Genomic DNA, 19767 nt, shown 5'->3' with positions numbered 1-19767 from the left:
TGTCTTGTATGCTGATTGTCTCTCTCGGTTGTTCTTCGCAGAATAAGAAAACGAACGAAGATGTGCCGAAAGTATATATGACAAAAGAAATTTCGCCGGAGAGTTTGATCCGTATTTATAAGGCACTTGGACGTGAAGCTACCGGAAAAGTAGCTATCAAATTGAGTATGGGTGAACCCGGAGGGCACAATTACTTGAAGCCCGAACTGGTTGGCGATTTTGTACGTCTGGTGAATGGTACTTTTATCGATGCCAATACAGCTTATGGAGGTAACCGTGCTACTACGGAGTTACATCTTAAGGCAGCAGAAGATCATGGTTTTTTAGCACTTGCTCCTGTTGATATTCTGGATTCGGAAGGAGAGATAGAATTGCCAATCGAAGGAGGAAAACATTTGACAAGAGATATTGTAGGTTCGCATATTAAGAATTATGATTTTATAGTAAATCTTTCGCATTTCAAAGGACATGCTATGGGAGGATTTGGTGGTGCAGTGAAAAATATGTCTATAGGTATTGCTTCATCCAAAGGTAAAGTATTGATACATTCTGCAGGTGCCAGTACTACAAGCTGGGGTAGTCCTGCTCAGGATGATTTTCTGGAATCTATGGCAGAAGCGGCTAAGGCCGTTGCAGACTATGCCGGTGACAAGATTATATATATCAGTGTGATGAATAATCTATCGGTAGATTGTGACTGTGATTCTAATCCGGCTAATCCGGAAATGGGAGATGTTGGTATTTTGGCTTCACTGGATCCCGTTGCTTTGGATAAAGCTTGTGTAGATCAGGTTTATGCATCGAATGATCATGGTAAAATCCATTTGATTGAACGTATGGAATCTAAAAACGGGATACATACACTTGTGTATGGAGAATCTATAGGGTTGGGTAGCCAGAAGTATGAACTGGTTAGTCTCGATTAAGTAAGTTCAGGCTCTAGTATATAAAAATAGCCGGAAGAAAATTAAAATTCTTCCGGCTATTTTTGTATTTAAATATTGAGACTTTTCTTTAAATTAAAACAATTCCGAGTTCGGCTGCTTTTTGTCGCATCTCACATGGCCAGATTCCGGCTTGTATTTCTCCGATATGTGCTTTGCGCAGGTAGAACATACATAAGCGGGATTGTCCTATACCTCCGCCTATAGATTGAGGTAATTCTCCGTTGATCAATCGTTTATGGAAGTACAGGTTTACACGGTCTTCCTGTCCGCTTATCTCCAGTTGTCTGAGCAGTACTTCTTTGTTGACACGGATGCCCATAGATGATAATTCCAGCGCTTTTCCTAAAATAGGATTCCATACAAGAAGGTCGCCATTCAGTCCGTTATAACCGTTTTCCGACTTGCTTGTCCAGTCATCATAGTCGGGAGCCCGTCCATCATGGCGTTCGCCATTGCTAAGTACTCCACCGATGCCGATGATAAACACAGCTCCGTATTTTTCTGCAATTTTATTTTCCCTTTCTTTATCGTTTAGTCCGGGATATAGTTGAAGTAATTCTTCCGAATGGATGAATGTAATTTCTTTGGGTAGGATAGGAGGGATAGAAGGAAACATTTCGTAAACCATGTATTCTGTTCTGACCATAGCAGCATAAATACGGTTTACAATTTCTTTAAGGAAATCAAGATTCCTGTCTTCCGGAGACATAACCATTTCCCAGTCCCATTGATCTACATAGAGGGAATGTAGGTTGCCCAATTCTTCGTCGGCTCTGATAGCATTCATATCAGTGTAAATACCATAGCCTTCCGGAATGTGATAGTCGGCAAGTGTAAGTCTTTTCCATTTAGCCAGAGAATGTACGATTTCGGCACGCTCGTCCCCCATGTCTCTGATAGGGAAGGTAACAGCACGTTCTACTCCGTTTAAGTCATCATTAATCCCCATTCCTTTGAGTACGAAAAGAGGAGCTGTAACCCGTCTTAACCGGAGTTCGGCAGATAGGTTTTGCTGGAAAAAGTCTTTTATTTGTTTGATCCCCATTTCCGTTTGCTGGAGATCAAGTATAGGTGTGTATTGCTTTGGTTCAATTAAATAACTCATGGCTATATTTTAATGTCATTTTAAGAGTATTGTTACAAAGGTAATTTTTAAAATGTTATATTGAAAACATTTTCTGCTAAAATATTATCAATATGATCATATAAAGCCTCTCTTTTAAGTAATTTTCTGTTAATACGCTCGTTTTGCAATATTGATGCAAAATAGGATAACGTAGAAAAATAGGGTTTATTATTATCTGTTTATTAAAAAAACTTCAGGATAGAATGATTTGTTCTATCCTGAAGTTCTTAAAAGGTTGAATGATATGTCTTGTTGGTTGATTGTATTCGTACTTATTATTCTTCTATAACCTCCGGTATTTCTTCGGTTTCTATATTCAGGCTGTCTGTCGAAACTTCGGTAGAATCGTTATGGGCTTTATATACCGATTGGCACTGATAGTTCCGGTTGATGGGTTTCTTTGGTGCAGGGAATTTAGCCCTGTATGAAGTAAGGTTTTTATCAGCTAATACTTTTTCCATAAAATACCCGAAAATGGGTAAAGCGGTACGACTGCCCTGACCAAATGCTCCTGTTTTGAAATGGATGCTTCTGTGCTCACCACCAACCCATGCTCCTGCTACTAACTTGGGAGTGACACCTACAAACCATGCATCGGAATGATTGGATGATGTTCCTGTTTTTCCTCCGAATTCGGTATTGTAATTAAATAGGTTAAATCCCCAAAGTGCACGGGTAGTTCCTCCCGGTTCAGTCATGCCCGACTTTAGCATTTCGGTCATGAGGAAGGCTGTTTCGTATGAAAGTGCTTGAACCTGAGTTTTATTATATTGAAATAGGATTTTTCCGTTCCGGTCTTCTATACGAGTGACGAGTACAGGGTCATGTGCCATCCCTTCATTGATAACGGTACAGTAAGAGTTGATCAATTCGAGCAACGAAACATCAGATGCTCCCAGCGAAAGGGATGGAGTTTCTTCAAGCTCCGTTTTTATACCCATCGCATGAGCTGTTCGTATGATATTTTTGATTCCGGCCTCTTTGGCTACTTCTACTGCAATACTATTTACTGAACGGGCAAATGCAGCTTTTAATGACATCGTGTCACCTGAATAGGCTCCGTCGGCATTGTGGGGAACCCATTTTTCAATACTGCCGTTTTTCGTCAGTTCCCAGTCTACATAACGGTCGACACGAATATCGCAGGGCGATAATCCCTGATTCATGGCTTCGGTATATACAAATAACTTGAATGTAGATCCCGGCTGGCGTTTCGACTCTACTTTGTCGTATTGCCATGAGTCGAAATTGATATCTCCTACCCAAGCTTTAACAAATCCGGTCTGGGGTTCCATCGCCAGAAATCCGGTATGCATAAAGCGTTGCATGTAGCGGATGGAATCCATGGCGCTTATTTCCATTTCGACCGAACCTGTATCGTAATCGAAGACTTTTATTTTGCGCGGTTGGTTCATGTAAAAGTCTATGGAATCCTGATTGCCAGAGAACTTCTCTTCCAGATCTTTATACATAGAAGTTCGTTTCGCCAACGTTTCGATAAACATCGGTAACTCTTTCCGGTTTTCGTCTTGCCACGGATTTTCTTTTCCCCATTGACTGTTGAAGTTTCTCTGAACAATACGCATTTGCTTATCTACAGCCGATTCGGCATATTCTTGCATATGTGAGTCAAGAGTTGTGTATATTTTCAGTCCATCGGAATACAGGTCTATATCATTTTCCTTACACCAGTTTTCGAGCGACTCGGCTACCGCTGCCCGGAAATAAGGAGCAAAACTTTTTTCGTTTTTTTCTCTTGATTGATGTAGTTTGATCGGGATTTGTTTTATCGAATCAAATTCAGCTTTGGTTATATGCCCGGCTTCCTGTAAATTGGATAAGACGATATTGCGCCGTATCAAACTCGCTTCTGGATTTAGTCTCGGATTGTAAGTCGTTGTGGCTTTAAGCAATCCTACAAGTGTTGCCGCCTGCTCGATAGTTATGTCTTTCGGGGTAGTATCGAAGTAATTTTTAGAGGCTGTTTTTATGCCGTAGGTATTACTGCCGAAATCGACAGTGTTGAAATACATGGTCAGAATTTCGTCTTTCGAATAAAATGTTTCCAGTTTTAATGCCAGAATCCATTCTTTCGATTTCATGATCAGCATCTTTACGCCAGGAATATATCCCAGTAACCCGGTGGAATATTGAGATCGTACTTTGAACATGTTTTTGGCCAACTGTTGAGTTATGGTACTTGCTCCACGTGCATTGCCTTGGATCATGTCTTTAGTTGCTGCAAAAATCCCTTTAATATCTATACCAAAATGCTGATAGAACCGTATATCCTCGGTTGATATAAGAGTTTCTTTCAATATAGGCGATATTTCTTCTGAGGTAACAGGTATCCTGTTCTCTTTGTAATATTTACCCAGTAATTTACCGTCAGCAGTGTATATTTCGGATGCGACATTCTGCATAGGGGCACTTACATCCGAATATCCGGGAGACTTGCCGAATAACCACAAAAAGTTTATATCGACAAGAAAAAGATAAGTGATAAAAAGAACAATCGAGGTAGCGATAATAACACCTGTCTTTTTGTACCATGCCGATTTCTTATAGTAGGTTTTGTATGCTTCAAACCATTGTTTAATTTTGCCGGCAGCGATGTGGATAACCTTTGTCGCTTGTGTTTTAATAACTTGTAAATAAGAAGTATCCATGCTTTATTAAGCGGTATAAAATGAGGCTGTAAATGTAGTGATTTTCGTTGTCAGAAATTCATATGTATAAACTTTCTTTTTGTATTTAGAATATTTGTCTTTGGGATATATTAAAATATCTTTATATTTGCCGTATTAATAGACTTCTTAAAGGCTTGGAATGACTTCTGTATTTACACATAAAAACATCAATAATAATCTGAATTTTAACAATTTGGATTTGTGTTTGTGTGCTGAAATATTAGAGAGAGAGAGAGAGAGAGAGAGAGAGAGAGACGCATCACAGGGCGTTAACTAAACAAAATTTCTTATTGTGTCAAAATGACGGGGCGTTTTTTTGTGTCTTCGCTTATTTTGTCGTATATATCCATTTCCAAATTATAAGTTGGCCGGGCAAACTGTGTCCGGTAGAATCATTGTTGTTTTGTTGTCGTTCGAATACTATTTCGGAAAACAGCTTGCCGATACGCCAACTAATCTATGCAGCAGGGTGCAGTGTGTGCACTTTGCTGCTTTATTTTCGAGATTTACCGGATATTTTTAACGCAAAGACAGAAAGATACAAAGGTTCTATTCAAAGATATCCTGTAGGGATAAGGCTCTGCTTTACCCGTTGTATTAAAAAACAAGACAGTGCCCTTTGTGCTTTCTTTGTGCCCTTTGTGATAAAGTACACATTATCGGGCAGAGCAGAGCCCTGCCCCTACAAATGCGGAATATATCTTTTCCTACTCTGTAAAATAAACTCCGTGAGACTCTGTGTTTTAAATCAACAACTTTTTATAAAAACAACAAGAGGGTCTGCGACCCCAACTCAAACTGAAATAACAATGAAAAAATTATTCTTTCTATTTTGTTTAATAGGTGCTTTTAACCTGCACGCTCAGGTGGGGATTAATACCCAGAATCCTTTGGGTATTTTACATATAGACCCTTTGGCTAATACAAGCGGAACAACATCTTCTCCCTTAAATGATTCGGATGATGTAATTATGGACAATAAAGGCAATATCGGGATAGGAACTGCTGCCCCTGTGACTAAACTTGATATTGTTTCTGCAACTCCCGGAGCTATCAGAATTGTGGATGGGAATGAAGGGGAAGGGAAAATATTGTCCTCTATTAATGGTGCAGGTGTCGCAACGTGGCGGAATGTTCCCGGTTCGTGGTCGGCTACATTAAACGGAGGGGCACTCCCTTATATAGTGGCTACAGGAATTCGAAATATCAAGTCTTTTTCTGAGGGGTTTATTTCACAAACCGGAATTGGAGCTGTTGATATTGTAAATGGATCTATTAAAATCCCGTATGATGGTGTATACCGGATATGTATATATGCTACTTCTTTGATGAACAGGTATTCGGGATACTATATTGCCGGTTATTTCTTTGTATATCAGAATTCGGTAGGAATATGGGGACCTCACAACCTGGGAAATACCAATATCAGTAATGAAAAACAGGTTAGCTATATGTCGTTTGCACAATTAAATAAAGATGATATAATAACCATTGCAGGAGTGGAGACTAGTACAGGATATGCGAATGGAGTAAAAGACCTTACTCTTTTAGTCGAATTTGTGCAGTGAAAATACTTTTCGGAATTTATTTCGTAGTAACCAACCGGTATAATATCTTTTAAAGCTTAAAATAAGAAACATAACTTCTTCTTAAAACAATAACTTAAATGAAAACTTTTACAATAACATTCATATTTATACTTATTCTTAATAGTCAATTATATTCCCAAATCGGGATAAATACAACTAATCCTAAAACTTTATTACATATAGATGCGGCTTCTTCTGTAGCAACAACTAACCCTCCGACCGGAACTATATCGGTTACGCAGGCTTCTGATGATGTGGTTATAGACAATCAGGGGAATGTCGGTATAGGAACTGCCACACCCGATACTAAACTCGATATACAAAGTTCGTCTGTGGGTGCTATCAGAATATCGGATACCTCGGAAGGGGTAAATAAGATGCTTCTTTCTGATGCTAACGGGGTGGGTACATGGGCTTCTGTTGCGGGTTCATGGTTTGCAGTTCTGAATGGTAGATGGACTCCAACTTACTATACTTCATATACAATGAGACAGGTTACAGGCTTCTCTACACAAATGATATCTAATCCGGCTCAGGGAGGTGTAAATGCGACAAGTGGAACTATACAGGTTCCTTTTTCGGGAAAGTATAGAATCACAATATCGGGGCATTGGGGGACAAACAGGGTTGGAAATAATCCATATAATATTGTTCCGGCGGTTTATAGAAACGGGATAATAGCGTGGACGGGTAATTGTATCGGATATAGTAATAATTGGGGATTAACTCCAACTTTTATTACTATTTTAGATTTAAGCCAAAATGATATAGTTACAATGTATACAGATGAAACAGGAACTTCAAATGCGAATAATATAGATGATTGCACATTTGTCTGCGAGTTTCTTCAATAAACTGAAATTTGCTTGCTTTGATAAATAAAAAGGGAGTGGCAGGTATTATCTGACACTCCCTTTTACTATATATTATAATGTAAATTACTTATGGTTGTTTACCAATATAGGCAAGAATACCTCCGTCTACATACAGTACATGACCGTTAACGAAGTCCGAAGCATTAGATGCAAGGAAGACAGCCGGACCTGCAAGGTCTTCAGGATTACCCCAGCGTGCAGCCGGAGTTTTTGCAATAATAAATGAATCGAATGGATGACGCGATCCATCAGCTTGTTTTTCACGCAGAGGCGCAGTCTGGGGAGTTGCGATATAACCCGGTCCGATACCGTTACATTGGATATTAAATTCGCCGTACTCAGAAGCGATATTACGGGTCAGCATTTTAAGACCGCCTTTAGCAGCAGCATATGCCGAAACTGTCTCGCGACCCAGTTCGCTCATCATAGAGCAAATGTTGATGATTTTACCTCCGCCTTTCTTGATCATCGAAGGAATAACGGCTTTTGCTACAATGAAAGGAGCGTTCAAATCGACATCAATCACCTGACGGAATTCGGCTGCCGACATTTCTATCATAGGTATACGTTTGATGATTCCTGCATTATTTACAAGAATATCAATAACACCTACTTCTTTTTCGATTTTGGCAACCATTGTGTTTACTCCGCTTTCATCGGTTACATCACAAACATATCCGTGTGCAGTGATGCCTTCCGCTTTATAAGCAGCAAGCCCTTTGTCTACGAATTCTTGTTTAAGGTCGTTGAATACTATTGTTGCACCGGCGTTAGCTAGAGCAGATGCAATAGCAAATCCGATACCGTATGATGCTCCTGTAACAAGAGCTACTTTTCCTTCTAATGAAAATTGATTTTTCATGGTTGTTATTTTATGTCTTTACTTAAAATTTTACGATAAGAGGTTGTTTCAATCCTTTAGAGAAATTATTCAGATAAGTCTGGAAAGCAGCTTCGGTCTCAAATCCGAATTTAGTCCAGCCATAACCTGTATAATAAGTAATAGGCGTATTCGGTTGGTACTTAGTTATAGCCAGTACATGAGTGAATGTTCCTTTGGTATTGTTTACCGGATTTACTACATCGTATGTATCGATAGTTGTACTGTCGATGCCATTCGGGAATACTAATCCAAGGAATACATTACCTGCTTTTTCGCTTGGTTCTCTGTATATAAGATAATCCTTTTCGGGTGATACTATGATTGTATCATTCTTTTCACGTTTAGAGAATCCTGCAGCTACATCAATCGCATCGCTAACACCATACTCCTGTACAACTTTAGATAGCTGTGATCCGGCGTCTATAGAGAATGTACGTGATTCTTTGTAAGTCTTGCCATCGATGTCAATATCTTTATAAGACAGTTTGAATGTCGTACGCAGTGGGCCATTTTCGAGAACTTCTGCTGATGCGAAGTTTTCGTTCAGAACCAGTTTCCCGTTCACGAAAGGAGCCATAGCTCCTGCTCCTAAAGAGCGTCCTACTTTATAGTCGTCAAGTCCTTCGCCATGGTCATCGTGATAAGAAGCTACTCCTGCTATATCGTCTTTGTACCATTGGTCTATTTTCAAGTCATTGGTACGTTTGTACCAGATGTCGAGGCCGTTGCTCGGACCATCGATAGGAAGAAGCGCAGGTCCGTAAATACGGAATGCTACACGGTCGTTTTCCCAAGCAAAGTCGTCTTTACGCTCGGTAACTAGGCGTCCGTATGTTTTAGCTTTGTATTCCTCTTTTGCACCTGTAGTAATAGTAAATACTGCCGATTCTTTAGCTTTTACTCCTGATTGAAATACTAATTTTCCGTCATAAGTAATCTGTGTCGGTACAATCTCGCCTTTACTGTTCTTCACGATGTACGTTTGAGTAGAGTCTGCTAGCTTTACTTTGGCAGTAATGCTTTCGACGAGAACTTCCACTAACTCTTCGGTGCGGTCGAAATCACTTGGGTTTTCTACTGTAACCTGTAAGTCTTTGGTCTGATTTGAGCACGAGAAGCCCAATAGGCCGGCAAATAGAAAATAGAATATTCTTTTCATACTTCGATTTAATAATAATTCTTACTCTTACTATTTTATTGAAAGGTAATAGCCTGTAGCCTTATCTTAATTTATCGGCAGTGAATGTGTCCATATCGTCATAGTCCAGATTTTCGCCACACATAGCCCAGATAAAAGTATAGTTGCTTGTTCCGGCAGCAGAGTGGATAGACCATGATGGAGAGATAACAGCCTGTTCGTTACCCATAAAGATATGGCGGGTTTCCTGTGGTTGTCCCATAAAGTGGCAAACAGCTTGTCCTTCGGGAACTTTGAAGTAGAAGTATGCTTCCATACGGCGCGAGTGTGTATGAGGAGGCATAGTATTCCATACGCTGCCTTCCTTTAGTTCGGTCATACCCATTTGAAGCTGGCAGCAAGGAACGATCTCGCTAAGGATAATTTGGTTTAGAAGCCTCTCGTTTGATGTTGCTTTCACTCCTAAATCTCTCGTACGGCGCATTTCGGAAGTGATTTGTGCTGTCGGATATGCTTTGTGCGCAGGTGACGATGCGAAATAGAATTTGGCTGGTTTCGAACTATCGTTGCTTTTGAAGATTACTTCTTTAGAGCCGCGTCCTACATAAACAGCATCTTTAAAACCCAGTTTGTATTCTGTGCCGTCTACTACTACCGAGCCTTCTCCTTCGATACAGATAATACCCAGTTCGCGTCTTTCGCAGAAATATTCTGAACGAATCAGGTCTACGGTTTCAAGTTTTAATGCTTCTTTTACAGGCAATGCTCCCCCGATGACCAAGCGGTCATTGTGTGTATATGTCATGAGTACAGCATCGGCTTCGAATAGTTTTTCTACCAGAAATTCATTACGGAGTTGTGTCGTATCATAGTTCTTTACATCATTCGGGTGAGTTCCCCAACGTTCTTCAATTACAGTTTTCATGTTATATATAATTTTTTAATAGTAATACTAATTAATGGCTACCTGATTATATATCCCTGACGAATGTTACTCGTAAATATAACTTAGGTTCAGGTTAATGTTTTGTCAATGATTCGATTGACTGTATCCTCTTATATGTTGATAGTCATATCCCGATCTGCGGGCAGATACAACGAAGAGTATGTTTTGTATAATCTATATCGCAAAAATACGCTATTTTAGTATATTTGGCTTAACGAAACGGATATTTAATGTTTTTTACCAAATTACCGTTAGTTATATGTATAATCACTTATGCAGGTTTATGAATCGGGTAATCTACTAACTTGTATAATACAAATTTAGCTTAAACAGCAGGGATAACTATTTACATTCTTGATTTTAAAACTTTGAAATTTGATACGCTTTATTTTTATTGTATCTTCGGGTGTCGGATAATTTCAGTCTTTATTTTTTTGTATGATAGAAGATAACTCTATTCACGTAAAATATTTGATTGCCAATGAGCAGGATCTGCTTTGGGGGCTTACTGTGAATACAGTAGGGGTACAGGATATTCCACCGGGTTCTCCATATCCGTTGGGAAGCCATCCGACCCGTTATCTTTTTTCTACGGAGAAGGGGCGTATTTTGGAAGAATATCAGCTGCTATATATCACTCAGGGGCAAGGACGTTTTACGTCAACAAGCCAAAAGCCTGTTAATGTGTGTGAAGGCAATATGTTCCTGCTGTTTCCCGGTGAGTGGCATACGTATCATCCGGATCAGTCGACCGGATGGAATGAATATTGGATAGGTTTTCAGGGAATCAATATAGATAACCGTATTCAGAATGGCTTTTTTTCGAAGAATAAACCGGTCTTTAATGTCGGTATCCGTGAGGAGATAGTACAGCTATACAAACAGGCAATCGATATAGCCCGTGACCAGCATACCGGATTCCAGCAGATGTTGGCCGGTATTGTCAATCATTTATTGGGATATGCTTATTCGCAGGATAAGTATTCGTTGTTTGAGGACCTGAAGGTGACCAATCAGATAAATAAAGCTAAAATAATAATGCTCGAACACTACCATACTTCTATTCTCCCCGAAGAAGTGGCTCAACGGGTAAATATGAGTTATTCGTGGTTCAGGCGGATTTTTAAGCAATATACAGGATTTGCTCCTGCACAATATATCCTTGAATTAAAAATACAGAAAAGCAAAGAATTGCTGACTAATACGATGATGACCAGTCAGGAGGTAGCATTTGCCGTAGGCTTCGATAATTCCGATTATTTTTGCAGTACCTTTAAGCGAAAAACTGGTTATACTCCAATCAAATACAGGGAGTTTACGCAAGGGAAAAACCTTTGATTACTTTACTTCACTACTTCACTTTAAGCGGGATACCCGATACCATAAGGAATACTTCATCTGCTTTCGATGCAACATACTGGTTTACCCATCCTTGCAGGTCGGTAAAAAGGCGTTGAATCTGGTTTTCGGATGTTCCGCCTAATCCAATTTCATTTGTTACAAATATAAAATGTGCTTCCTGAGAGGTAAATTTATCGAATTCACTTTTCAGTTCATCCAGAGATTTCTTTACATTCGAATCGTTATCAAAAAAGAAATTGGTAGCCCATAGTGTAATACAATCTATAAGAACGATCCGGTTGTTCAGGTTATGGTTACTTAGGTATTTTTCTTCCTCAATGTTAGTCCACTCAGGTCCCCGGTCTGCCTGATGGCGTTCGATGCGCTTCTGATGTTCCTCGTCCCATATCCGTGAAGTTGCCAGATAAACAGGATTCGGGGATAGCGAGAGCGCCAGTTTTTCGGCATAGCTGCTTTTACCCGACCGCTGTCCTCCGGTAATAAGAGTGATCTTTTTATTCATCTGCTGAGTTCTCTTTCTTTTTACGTTTGTACAGAAAATCTTTCCAGCGTTCTTCGTCTGTACCATCACGGAACATTTCGAAGCGTGCCATTGTGAAGAAAAGGTCTGAAAGACGGTTGATAAACCGTAGAATGCTTTCGGGTACTTCGTCTTGCCTGTTTAAAGTCCATAGGCGGCGTTCGCTTTGTCGTGCTATGGCTCGTGCAAGTTGCAGATGTGATGACACCAGATTACCTCCCGGGAGGATAAAAGTAAGGCTTTGTCCCATATCATCGGTCATGCTGTCTATCCATTCTTCGCAAAGTTTGTCCAGGTCTTCGGGTAATGGATTCGGATTTTTATCCCTGATGTCCGAAGGGGTGGCAACGTGTGACATAACAACCATCAGTTCCGATTGTATTCTGAATAATATTTGTTGCCACTCATGTTCCCGGGGAAGATAAGCCCGTATAACTCCGATCATAGAATTGAGTTCGTCTAAACAGCCGTTCGCTTCTATACGGATGTCGTCTTTATCAACACGTTGTCCGCCGTGTATGCCTGTTTTACCTTTATCGCCTCCGCGTGTATATATTTTCATTTTTTTTATTTTATATGTTATTACAGTGACTGTATGTATCGAGGATGCTTGTGTTATTAAATATAATCGATGAAAATGTTCAAAACCATTTTCGTTTTATCTTTATTTCAACATCTATCAAAGAAAGATAGTGTGTACTATATTTTGAAAATGGTCTCTTTTTATAGAGCCAGATTCCGTAAATAACCAGATAGATCCCCCAAGAAAAGGCCATAGAGCATATTATTTTAAATAATTCCTGCTACAATATCGGAAAAAACTCCGTAAGGCTCAAAAAAACAATAATGATTACCATAAAGGCTTCTGTCCGTTGATTGGTTACTATTGAAACTAAAGCATCTTCTATCTCTATGGGACGGTCGTTTTCTCCGATATAAGGCTTGTCGACAAGTTCCCCGAAATAATAGTTGGGACCGCCGAATCTACAGTTGAGTATTCCTGCTAAAGCTGCTTCGGGATATCCCGAATTGGGGCTGGCATGCTTTGACCCGTATCGGGCAATAAACGAAATTAACCGGACTTTGCCATTCACAAGGATCATCAAAAATGCAGTTAGCCGCGCAGGAATGTAGTTTGCAATATCGTCTATATATGCTGCCCAACAACCGAAATTTTTATAACGCACGTTTTTATATCCGATCATCGAGTCCAAAGTATTTATCATTTTATAAGCTACCATACCGGGTACTCCCAAGATAAGGTACCAGAAGAGAGGAGCTATTACACCATCGCTGAGGTTTTCGGATAAAGTTTCTAATGCTGCTTTCTTTATTTGTTGGAGTGATAACTGAGAGGTATCCCGACCAACAATGCGTGATACTTGGTTCCGTCCGTCTTCAACCGAGCGTTCACATGCCACAAATACAGCTTTTACTTCCTTAATTAAAGTTTTGCCTGCCAGACAGAAAAATACAATGATGCCATTAAATACAATAACAGTAATGGGGTGTATCTGGGCTAAGCCGACTTGTATGTATTTAGTAACAAAGTAAGCTCCGGCAATGAGTACGAGCGAAAAAACGCCCCCCTTAATTAATTGCCCTGTACCTTTATTCAGCAGCTTTTCGCCTTTGGATATTATCTTGCCAAAAAGCACAACAGGGTGGGGCAGAGAAGGCGGGTCGCCTAACAACCGGTCTGCAATCCATCCGATCAGTAAGGGTATTATTAGCAATGTAGCTTTATCCATTCTCCTATAGCGTTTATAAGCTGTTCGTTTTCTTCGGGTGATTGTATGGCAATGCGGAAGTGTCCTGCGGTGAGCCCTCTGAAATTAGAGGCATCCCGTATTAATATTCCGTATTTGCTGATAAGGTATTGTTTCAGATCGGACGCTTTTCCCTTTTCTAACTTACATAAAAAATAGTGCATCTCTGAGGGGAGAATTTCAATTCCATGCGTAACTGAAAGTATGTTTTGTACACGGCGTGACTCTTCTATACTTTCGGATAAATCGTATTCTTCGTTTTCCAATAAATACTGCCCTGCGAGCTGTGCCATTTGGTTGACTGACCATGGCATACTGTAATAGCTGATTCTCTCGATCAGTTCAGAGGGAGCGGTAATGTATCCGAGCCTTAATCCGGGGATAGCATAGCATTTGGTCAATGAGTGAAGTAGTAAAACATTGTTGAATTGTAATGCTTCATCAGGACTCCATACCTTTTGTTCTGTAAACCCTGCATAAGATTGATCTATCACAAAATAAATGTCAGGATGACTTGATATGGTATCCCGTAAATAATCCGGATCGTAAATCTTTCCCGTCGGATTGTTGGGGTTACATATCCAGACCAGTTTTGTGTCCGGTTCTATTTCGTCTAACGATTCGATAAAATATAACCGGTGCTGTTGTATCCGGCAGGCGTCTTCATATTCGCTGAATGTAGGAATAACGACAGCTGTTTTAGCTTCCCTGAATGCCTGAGCTATCAGGTAAATTGCTTCTGTTGCCCCGTTGGTAACGCAGATGCTCCCGGAAGAAATATTCAATTTCCGGCTGATAATTTTCCGCAAAGTAATAGCATCGGGTTCGGGATACGAATGGATGGACGAAATATGTGTACACAGGTATTCTTCCAGTTTAGTAAGATCCAGATTATTATATACATTCGAACTGAAATTGCTGACAATCTTGTTGTCGTGTGCATATATGTCGTCTCCGTGTCCGTTGAGCATTTTATCGTCCCATTATTGAGTATACCAGATCCATATTCACATGTGAGCGGATATGGTCAGCAAGTTTATTGTACTGTTCTTCTTTGTAGGCTTTGAAATCGAAAGGTTTGCCTGTCAGCTTTTCTGCATAGGGTTCGAGCAGAAAATCGACAAATGCTCCGTTATCGAGTATACCATGTATGTATGTTCCAAAGCATTTCCGGCTGAGGTAATATCCGTCTGTAGTTCCGTCCGATAATTGATTTAACGGTAATATTTTAGCATCATCTATCGGTTTTGTTGTCCCCATATGTATTTCATACCCTTCACAGGGAACTGCAGAATCCAGAAAGGTAAAACCTATCTGACGGGTTACTTTCTCCCCTTGCATTTCGGTGGTAATAGGCAGGAGTCCTAGTCCGGGTAGGCGTTCGATGTCTCCTTCTACATGATGGGGGTCGCAAACTTCGTGCCCCATCATCTGGTAACCGCCACAGATGCCCATAACAGTAGTTCCTTCTTTGTGTGCTTTTACGATGCTTTGCGCGACACCGTTACGGCGCAGTTCGTACAGGTCTGATATTGTATTTTTGCTGCCGGGTATGAGTATAATATCGGCTTTTTCTATTTCGTCGGTATTATTGGTATAATAGAGGTGGACACGTGGATCGCGTTCCAATACATTGAAATCGGTAAAGTTAGACATATGCCTGAGCAGCACTACTGCTATGTTGACTTTTCCGTGTGTAGCCTGTACGTTTTTGGTTTGTAACATAACCGAGTCCTCTTCTTCGATGTATATATCTTTGTAATAAGGAACAACCCCGATAACAGGTATTTTACATAACTCTTCGAGCATTGTTATTCCCGATTCGAACAGCCGGATATCTCCTCTGAACTTGTTTATAAGGATGCCCTTTACATGTTTTCTTTCTTCTTCATTCATCAGCATAACCGAACCATACACACTGGCGAAAACGCCTCCCCGGTCTATATCTGCGACGAGTATTACATCGGCTTTAGCATGGATCGCCATAGGAAGGTTCACAATATCGGTTTCCCTGAGATTGATTTCCGATACACTGCCGGCTCCTTCCATTACGATAGGATTATATCGCTTTTCGAGACGGTCGAAAGCATCGTTTACTTCTTTCCGTAAAACATCACGCCCTTCTTTTTTGAAGTATTGGTATGCGCTTTGGTTTCCGAAAGGTTTCCCGTTGAGGACAACCTGTGCGACCTTGTCGGTAGTCGGTTTTAGTAAAAGGGGATTCATGTCGGTATCGCAGGGAATACCAGCTGCTTCCGCCTGAACGGCTTGAGCACGCCCTATTTCCAAACCATCGGGAGTGGCAAACGAATTGAGCGCCATATTCTGTGCTTTGAACGGGGCGGGATGATAACCATCTTGCAAAAAGATACGGCAGAATGCCGCTGCAATAACACTTTTGCCTACATCGCTGCCTGTTCCGGCAAACATGATGGGGTGAAGTTTTTTCATCTGAAGAAAAAATGTGATTTTCGGAGACTAATTCAAAACAAAGGTACAAAGATTGTCTGACAGTGCGAAAGGATTTTTTTTACTAATCCGAATTATATACTTTTAGCAATCAAAATAAAAACAACATAGAGTATTTATGAGTACGAATAACAGGATATTCAGTTTAGATCTACTTCGGGTAATAGCTTGTTACCTTGTGATACAGGTGCATGCCGGTGAGTTTTATTATATTAATGCCGATGGTACGATTCCAATGGGAGATAATCCTTATTGGGTTAATCTGTTTAATTCGATAGGACGGGCGGCAGTTCCCCTGTTTGTTATGATCACAGGTTTTTTTGTACTGCCTGTAAAAGATAATATGGCTGATTTTTTCAAGAAGCGCTTTACACGTGTGGTTATTCCTTTCGTTATCTGGTGTGTACTTTATGCATTTTATAAACTGATTATGGGTGATGCCGATGTACAGGCAACTCTAGTTAATATACTGAAAATTCCGGTCAACTTCGGTACTGAGGTAGGTCATCTCTGGTATGTTTATATGCTGATAGGGTTGTATCTTTTCTTTCCCATTATTTCTCCGTGGATAAAGTCTGCTTCACAGAAAGCTTTGCTTTTCTATCTGGTGATTTGGGTATTTACTTTGTTTCTTCCCTATATACATCTGGTATTTCCCGAGATACTAGGCGAATGTTACTGGAATAATACTCCGATGTTGTATTATTTCAGTGGTCTGTTAGGCTTTGCTGTTTTAGGTGCATATTTGAAGAAATATCATATGGAAAACAAAAAGTCGGATATGCTTTTAGGTAGTTTGCTACTGATAGTCGGGTTTGCTGTCACCGTATTGGTTTTCCGTCAACGGCTTTCGACAGAGACTATTGTCGCTGATGTGGAATTGTCGTGGGGATACGGGACTGTAAATGTTGCCATGATGGCTTTGGGAATATTTTTTATCTTCAAAAATCTGACATGTAAAGAATGTGTGCTGAGTCGCACTGTTACAGATATTTCGAATATGAGTTACGGAATGTATTTGGCGCATATAATGTTGCTTAACTTTTTCTATTCGGTATTTGATGGGATGACTGATAATGTCTGTATTAAATTACCTGTTATTTCTGTCTGCACTTTTATAACAACATATATACTAATAAAAATATTGTCTTATCTACCCAAAAGTAAATATCTGATCGGGTGAAGCCGATTGTAGAATAAATTCTTTGTAACCTTATTCCTTTGTCTGCGTCAAACGGATGAATTTGAATAAACTTAAACAAAGAATCATGAAAAAAATGTTCTACACGCTGCTTATGGCATTGGTGGCTATCCCGGTTTTAGCACAATTTGATTTTACGCCTCAGTCTAAGGTCGAAACTAAAAGTATTAAAAGTGAAGTTCTTGGAGCTGAAAGGAGCTATACAGTTCTTTTACCTAAGAGTTACGAAACAAACACCGACAAAAAATATCCGGTCTTATATCTTTTACATGGTTCAGGATTTACAGATAATGTATGGTTTGAGCGTCTCCACCTGAAGGATGTGATGGATTTGCTTGTATCTTCCGGCGAAGCTTCTGAAATGATCGTGGTTACTCCAAATGCAGGAGGCAATATTCTGGAAGGGGCTTGGAACACTTACTATGATATTTTGGAGTGGAAATATGAAACCTTCTTTTTTACCGAATTCCTGCCATATATAGAGAAAGAATACCGTATAATCGGGGATAAGTCACACCGGGCAATCGGAGGTTTTTCGATGGGAGGAGGTGCGTCGGTATGGTATGCACAACATTATCCCGAAATGTTTTCTGCTGTATATGCAATGAGTTCGACTTTGCGCTATAAACAGGAGTTGATAGATATGCAGCTGGATATGGTAAAAGGGTTGCAATTACAAGATTTTATAATAGACAGATATAGGAAAACAAGCACTAAGCTTATAGAGAATGATTGCGTAAAATTTATAGAGGAGGCTGATGAAGCAACTGAAAGCAGACTCCGGTCGACTGCCTGGTTTATCGACTTTGGTGATGATGACCATTATGTAGGCTTAGAATGGAATACCGATTTTGTGATGGCGATGCGTAAACTCAATATACCTTGCGAATACCGTGTCCGCAACGGAGGGCATGATTTAGAGTTCTGGCATTCAGGCCTTTATTTGTGTTTGCCGTTCGCAAGCAGGAATTTCGCAAAATAAAATATAAGCTATTATTTAATATCAGGCAGGTTATTATGCTCTGCCTGAAATTATGTTATAGCTGCTTGTCCATTTATTATCACATCTTTTGTCGTTAAAATTATTTCGGTATTAAAAGTTACAAAATACGATACTATTCTTTTTTCTTATACTTTTGATTTTATGACCTTAGTTGATTATAAAATGACTGAAAAGATACTTATACTATTGGTGATAGTTTCATTGTCAGGCTGTGGCTTTGGTTCGGGTGATACGGTGGTAGATGCCCGAAAATCTGAATACTATTATTACACAAGTTCAAAGAAGGATGTTGTTTATAAATATAAGCAGTCAGTAACAGGAATTCAATTGTGGTGGTCGACTCCTATCCGGATGGATGCAGATGTCGGAAGTTTTATTGTTCTCAGTAGGAGTTATGCTAAAGATAAAAATAATGTGTTTTTTAAGGGAGTGAAAGTGACAAATGCCGATGTCGCTTCATTTACTTCCGACGAAACGTTTACTCGTGATAAATACCATGTTTTTACTAACGATTTTTCAGATAAAGAGAAAGGTATTTTAAACATAATAGAAGGTGCAAATCCTGATAAATACATAAAAATAAATAGTGGCTGGGCCAAAGATGACTCTCATTATTATTACTTCGATGAAAAAATAGATGTCGATGTTCAGACATTCAGGTTTTTGTCAGGGGATGTTGGCATTGATAAAAATACTATTTACTATATAGTAGGCAAACCATCTCTCGGGTATGGAAAAAGTTATCATTATACAGGGGAAGTCCGTCCTGTAATAGAAAATATCTTTCATGATGATAATAAGATTTATAATTTCAGAAAAAAGCCCGTATCAGTTATTCCGGTAAATAGTCCGGCAACAATTCATGTTGTTGACTCTATTCGAAATATTGTCTTTTTTGTAGATAAAACGATGTATTGGAATATGGAAGAAAGAGATGCTTCAAATATAGATATCGCTACATTCAAATGCGATGGAGATTATGCAACAGATAAGAACCGGATATATTATAGTGGAATAGAAATAAAGGGCGCTGATGTTCGGACATTCAGTAAGATAAGTGAAAGCTTTTCAAAAGATAAAAATCATGTCTATTACAGGTCGAATATTTTACCCGAAGCTGATCCGCCTACTTTTAGATATGTTGCTGTTAAAAATGAGTCCGGCTACTATCAGGATAAAAATTATAAATGGAAATATAGTTCGGGGAAAAAGAAATGGGAAATCTTCCATTAGTTTTATTGTAAAGGTT

General features: G+C 39.6%; 17 protein-coding genes. 7 read left to right on the top strand and 10 right to left on the bottom strand.

The annotated features are described in order from the left end of the window. The first annotated feature begins 8 nt into the window (after positions 1-8). The gene (locus tag BUC12_RS05130; RefSeq protein ID WP_394333927.1) at positions 9-926 is read left to right on the top strand and encodes a DUF362 domain-containing protein; all 918 of its coding nucleotides are present in this window, start codon (positions 9-11) and stop codon (positions 924-926) included. Positions 927-1014: 88 nt separating this feature from the next. On the opposite strand, the gene asnA is transcribed toward BUC12_RS05130, so the two are convergent. Together asnA and BUC12_RS05120 are read right to left on the bottom strand one after the other, a co-directional pair. Next, entirely contained in the window at positions 1015-2052 is a 1038-nt protein-coding gene (gene asnA / locus BUC12_RS05125) for an aspartate--ammonia ligase (RefSeq protein WP_062176022.1), read from the bottom strand. Positions 2053-2348: 296 nt separating this feature from the next. Beyond that, positions 2349-4742, bottom strand: coding sequence for a transglycosylase domain-containing protein (locus tag BUC12_RS05120; RefSeq protein ID WP_062176025.1), 2394 nt, complete (start codon positions 4740-4742; stop codon positions 2349-2351). Positions 4743-5572: 830 nt separating this feature from the next. Between BUC12_RS05120 and BUC12_RS05115 the strand changes: the two genes are divergently transcribed. Together BUC12_RS05115 and BUC12_RS05110 are read left to right on the top strand one after the other, a co-directional pair. Further along, entirely contained in the window at positions 5573-6331 is a 759-nt protein-coding gene (locus tag BUC12_RS05115; protein ID WP_062176028.1) for a hypothetical protein, read from the top strand. A gap of 98 nt (positions 6332-6429) precedes the next feature. Next, entirely contained in the window at positions 6430-7206 is a 777-nt protein-coding gene (locus tag BUC12_RS05110) for a hypothetical protein (protein ID WP_062176031.1), read from the top strand. Positions 7207-7294: 88 nt separating this feature from the next. Here the strand turns inward: BUC12_RS05110 and BUC12_RS05105 are convergent, their stop codons facing one another. The 3 genes from BUC12_RS05105 to kduI form a co-directional block, all read right to left on the bottom strand. After that, positions 7295-8089: a gluconate 5-dehydrogenase gene (locus BUC12_RS05105; protein WP_062176034.1), complete on the bottom strand. Its 795-nt coding sequence runs from the start codon at positions 8087-8089 to the stop codon at positions 7295-7297. Positions 8090-8111: 22 nt separating this feature from the next. Continuing rightward, positions 8112-9269, bottom strand: a complete 1158-nt coding sequence (locus BUC12_RS05100) for a DUF4861 family protein (protein ID WP_062176036.1) — start codon at positions 9267-9269, stop codon at positions 8112-8114. 61 nt (positions 9270-9330) lie between these two features. After that, complete coding sequence (gene kduI, locus BUC12_RS05095) at positions 9331-10173, bottom strand: 5-dehydro-4-deoxy-D-glucuronate isomerase (protein ID WP_062176039.1); 843 nt, start codon at positions 10171-10173, stop codon at positions 9331-9333. 459 nt (positions 10174-10632) lie between these two features. Here kduI and BUC12_RS05090 point away from each other — a divergent pair, with 459 nt between their 5' ends. Further along, the gene (locus BUC12_RS05090) at positions 10633-11532 is read left to right on the top strand and encodes an AraC family transcriptional regulator (RefSeq protein WP_062176041.1); all 900 of its coding nucleotides are present in this window, start codon (positions 10633-10635) and stop codon (positions 11530-11532) included. 13 nt (positions 11533-11545) lie between these two features. On the opposite strand, the gene cobU is transcribed toward BUC12_RS05090, so the two are convergent. The 5 genes from cobU to BUC12_RS05065 form a co-directional block, all read right to left on the bottom strand. Further along, on the bottom strand, positions 11546-12058 hold the full coding sequence (gene cobU, locus BUC12_RS05085) for a bifunctional adenosylcobinamide kinase/adenosylcobinamide-phosphate guanylyltransferase (RefSeq protein ID WP_062176043.1): 513 nt from the start codon (positions 12056-12058) through the stop codon (positions 11546-11548). Beyond that, positions 12051-12638 carry a cob(I)yrinic acid a,c-diamide adenosyltransferase gene (locus BUC12_RS05080; protein ID WP_062176047.1) on the bottom strand — a complete coding sequence of 196 codons (588 nt, stop codon included), beginning with the start codon at positions 12636-12638 and terminating at the stop codon, positions 12051-12053. The genes cobU and BUC12_RS05080 overlap by 8 nt, the downstream gene beginning before the upstream one ends. A gap of 241 nt (positions 12639-12879) precedes the next feature. Beyond that, positions 12880-13827 carry an adenosylcobinamide-phosphate synthase CbiB gene (gene cbiB, locus BUC12_RS05075; protein WP_062176049.1) on the bottom strand — a complete coding sequence of 316 codons (948 nt, stop codon included), beginning with the start codon at positions 13825-13827 and terminating at the stop codon, positions 12880-12882. Continuing rightward, positions 13806-14816, bottom strand: coding sequence for an aminotransferase class I/II-fold pyridoxal phosphate-dependent enzyme (locus BUC12_RS05070; protein ID WP_062176052.1), 1011 nt, complete (start codon positions 14814-14816; stop codon positions 13806-13808). The genes cbiB and BUC12_RS05070 overlap by 22 nt, the downstream gene beginning before the upstream one ends. Position 14817: 1 nt before the next feature. Further along, on the bottom strand, positions 14818-16296 hold the full coding sequence (locus BUC12_RS05065; protein ID WP_062176055.1) for a cobyric acid synthase: 1479 nt from the start codon (positions 16294-16296) through the stop codon (positions 14818-14820). Between the two features lie 136 nt (positions 16297-16432). Here BUC12_RS05065 and BUC12_RS05060 point away from each other — a divergent pair, with 136 nt between their 5' ends. From BUC12_RS05060 to BUC12_RS05050, 3 genes are all read left to right on the top strand, one after another. Next, entirely contained in the window at positions 16433-17497 is a 1065-nt protein-coding gene (locus BUC12_RS05060; protein WP_062176058.1) for an acyltransferase, read from the top strand. A gap of 85 nt (positions 17498-17582) precedes the next feature. Beyond that, on the top strand, positions 17583-18497 hold the full coding sequence (locus tag BUC12_RS05055; protein ID WP_062176061.1) for an alpha/beta hydrolase: 915 nt from the start codon (positions 17583-17585) through the stop codon (positions 18495-18497). 183 nt (positions 18498-18680) lie between these two features. Then, complete coding sequence (locus BUC12_RS05050) at positions 18681-19751, top strand: DKNYY domain-containing protein (protein WP_175552607.1); 1071 nt, start codon at positions 18681-18683, stop codon at positions 19749-19751. Positions 19752-19767: the final 16 nt, after the last annotated feature.

Source organism: Indolivaga macrotermitis, assembly GCF_900128985.1.
GTDB lineage: Bacteria > Bacteroidota > Bacteroidia > Bacteroidales > Dysgonomonadaceae > Dysgonomonas_A > Dysgonomonas_A macrotermitis.
The sequence above is the reverse complement of the archived record's forward strand: the minus strand, read 5'-3'. Positions and strand labels throughout refer to the sequence as shown.

What these genes read in the sequence shown, in the direction of transcription:
- BUC12_RS05110 (WP_062176031.1), top strand. Translation starts at nt 6,430, where the DNA reads ATGAAAACTTTTACAATAACATTCATATTTATACTTATTCTTAATAGT.
- kduI (WP_062176039.1), bottom strand. Translation starts at nt 10,173, where the DNA reads ATGAAAACTGTAATTGAAGAACGTTGGGGAACTCACCCGAATGATGTA.
- asnA (WP_062176022.1), bottom strand. Translation starts at nt 2,052, where the DNA reads ATGAGTTATTTAATTGAACCAAAGCAATACACACCTATACTTGATCTC.
- BUC12_RS05120 (WP_062176025.1), bottom strand. Translation starts at nt 4,742, where the DNA reads ATGGATACTTCTTATTTACAAGTTATTAAAACACAAGCGACAAAGGTT.
- BUC12_RS05070 (WP_062176052.1), bottom strand. Translation starts at nt 14,816, where the DNA reads ATGCTCAACGGACACGGAGACGACATATATGCACACGACAACAAGATT.
- BUC12_RS05065 (WP_062176055.1), bottom strand. Translation starts at nt 16,296, where the DNA reads ATGAAAAAACTTCACCCCATCATGTTTGCCGGAACAGGCAGCGATGTA.
- BUC12_RS05055 (WP_062176061.1), top strand. Translation starts at nt 17,583, where the DNA reads ATGAAAAAAATGTTCTACACGCTGCTTATGGCATTGGTGGCTATCCCG.
- BUC12_RS05115 (WP_062176028.1), top strand. Translation starts at nt 5,573, where the DNA reads ATGAAAAAATTATTCTTTCTATTTTGTTTAATAGGTGCTTTTAACCTG.
- BUC12_RS05050 (WP_175552607.1), top strand. Translation starts at nt 18,681, where the DNA reads ATGACTGAAAAGATACTTATACTATTGGTGATAGTTTCATTGTCAGGC.
- BUC12_RS05105 (WP_062176034.1), bottom strand. Translation starts at nt 8,089, where the DNA reads ATGAAAAATCAATTTTCATTAGAAGGAAAAGTAGCTCTTGTTACAGGA.
- BUC12_RS05080 (WP_062176047.1), bottom strand. Translation starts at nt 12,638, where the DNA reads ATGAAAATATATACACGCGGAGGCGATAAAGGTAAAACAGGCATACAC.
- cbiB (WP_062176049.1), bottom strand. Translation starts at nt 13,827, where the DNA reads ATGGATAAAGCTACATTGCTAATAATACCCTTACTGATCGGATGGATT.
- BUC12_RS05060 (WP_062176058.1), top strand. Translation starts at nt 16,433, where the DNA reads ATGAGTACGAATAACAGGATATTCAGTTTAGATCTACTTCGGGTAATA.
- BUC12_RS05090 (WP_062176041.1), top strand. Translation starts at nt 10,633, where the DNA reads ATGATAGAAGATAACTCTATTCACGTAAAATATTTGATTGCCAATGAG.
- BUC12_RS05130 (WP_394333927.1), top strand. Translation starts at nt 9, where the DNA reads ATGCTGATTGTCTCTCTCGGTTGTTCTTCGCAGAATAAGAAAACGAAC.
- cobU (WP_062176043.1), bottom strand. Translation starts at nt 12,058, where the DNA reads ATGAATAAAAAGATCACTCTTATTACCGGAGGACAGCGGTCGGGTAAA.
- BUC12_RS05100 (WP_062176036.1), bottom strand. Translation starts at nt 9,269, where the DNA reads ATGAAAAGAATATTCTATTTTCTATTTGCCGGCCTATTGGGCTTCTCG.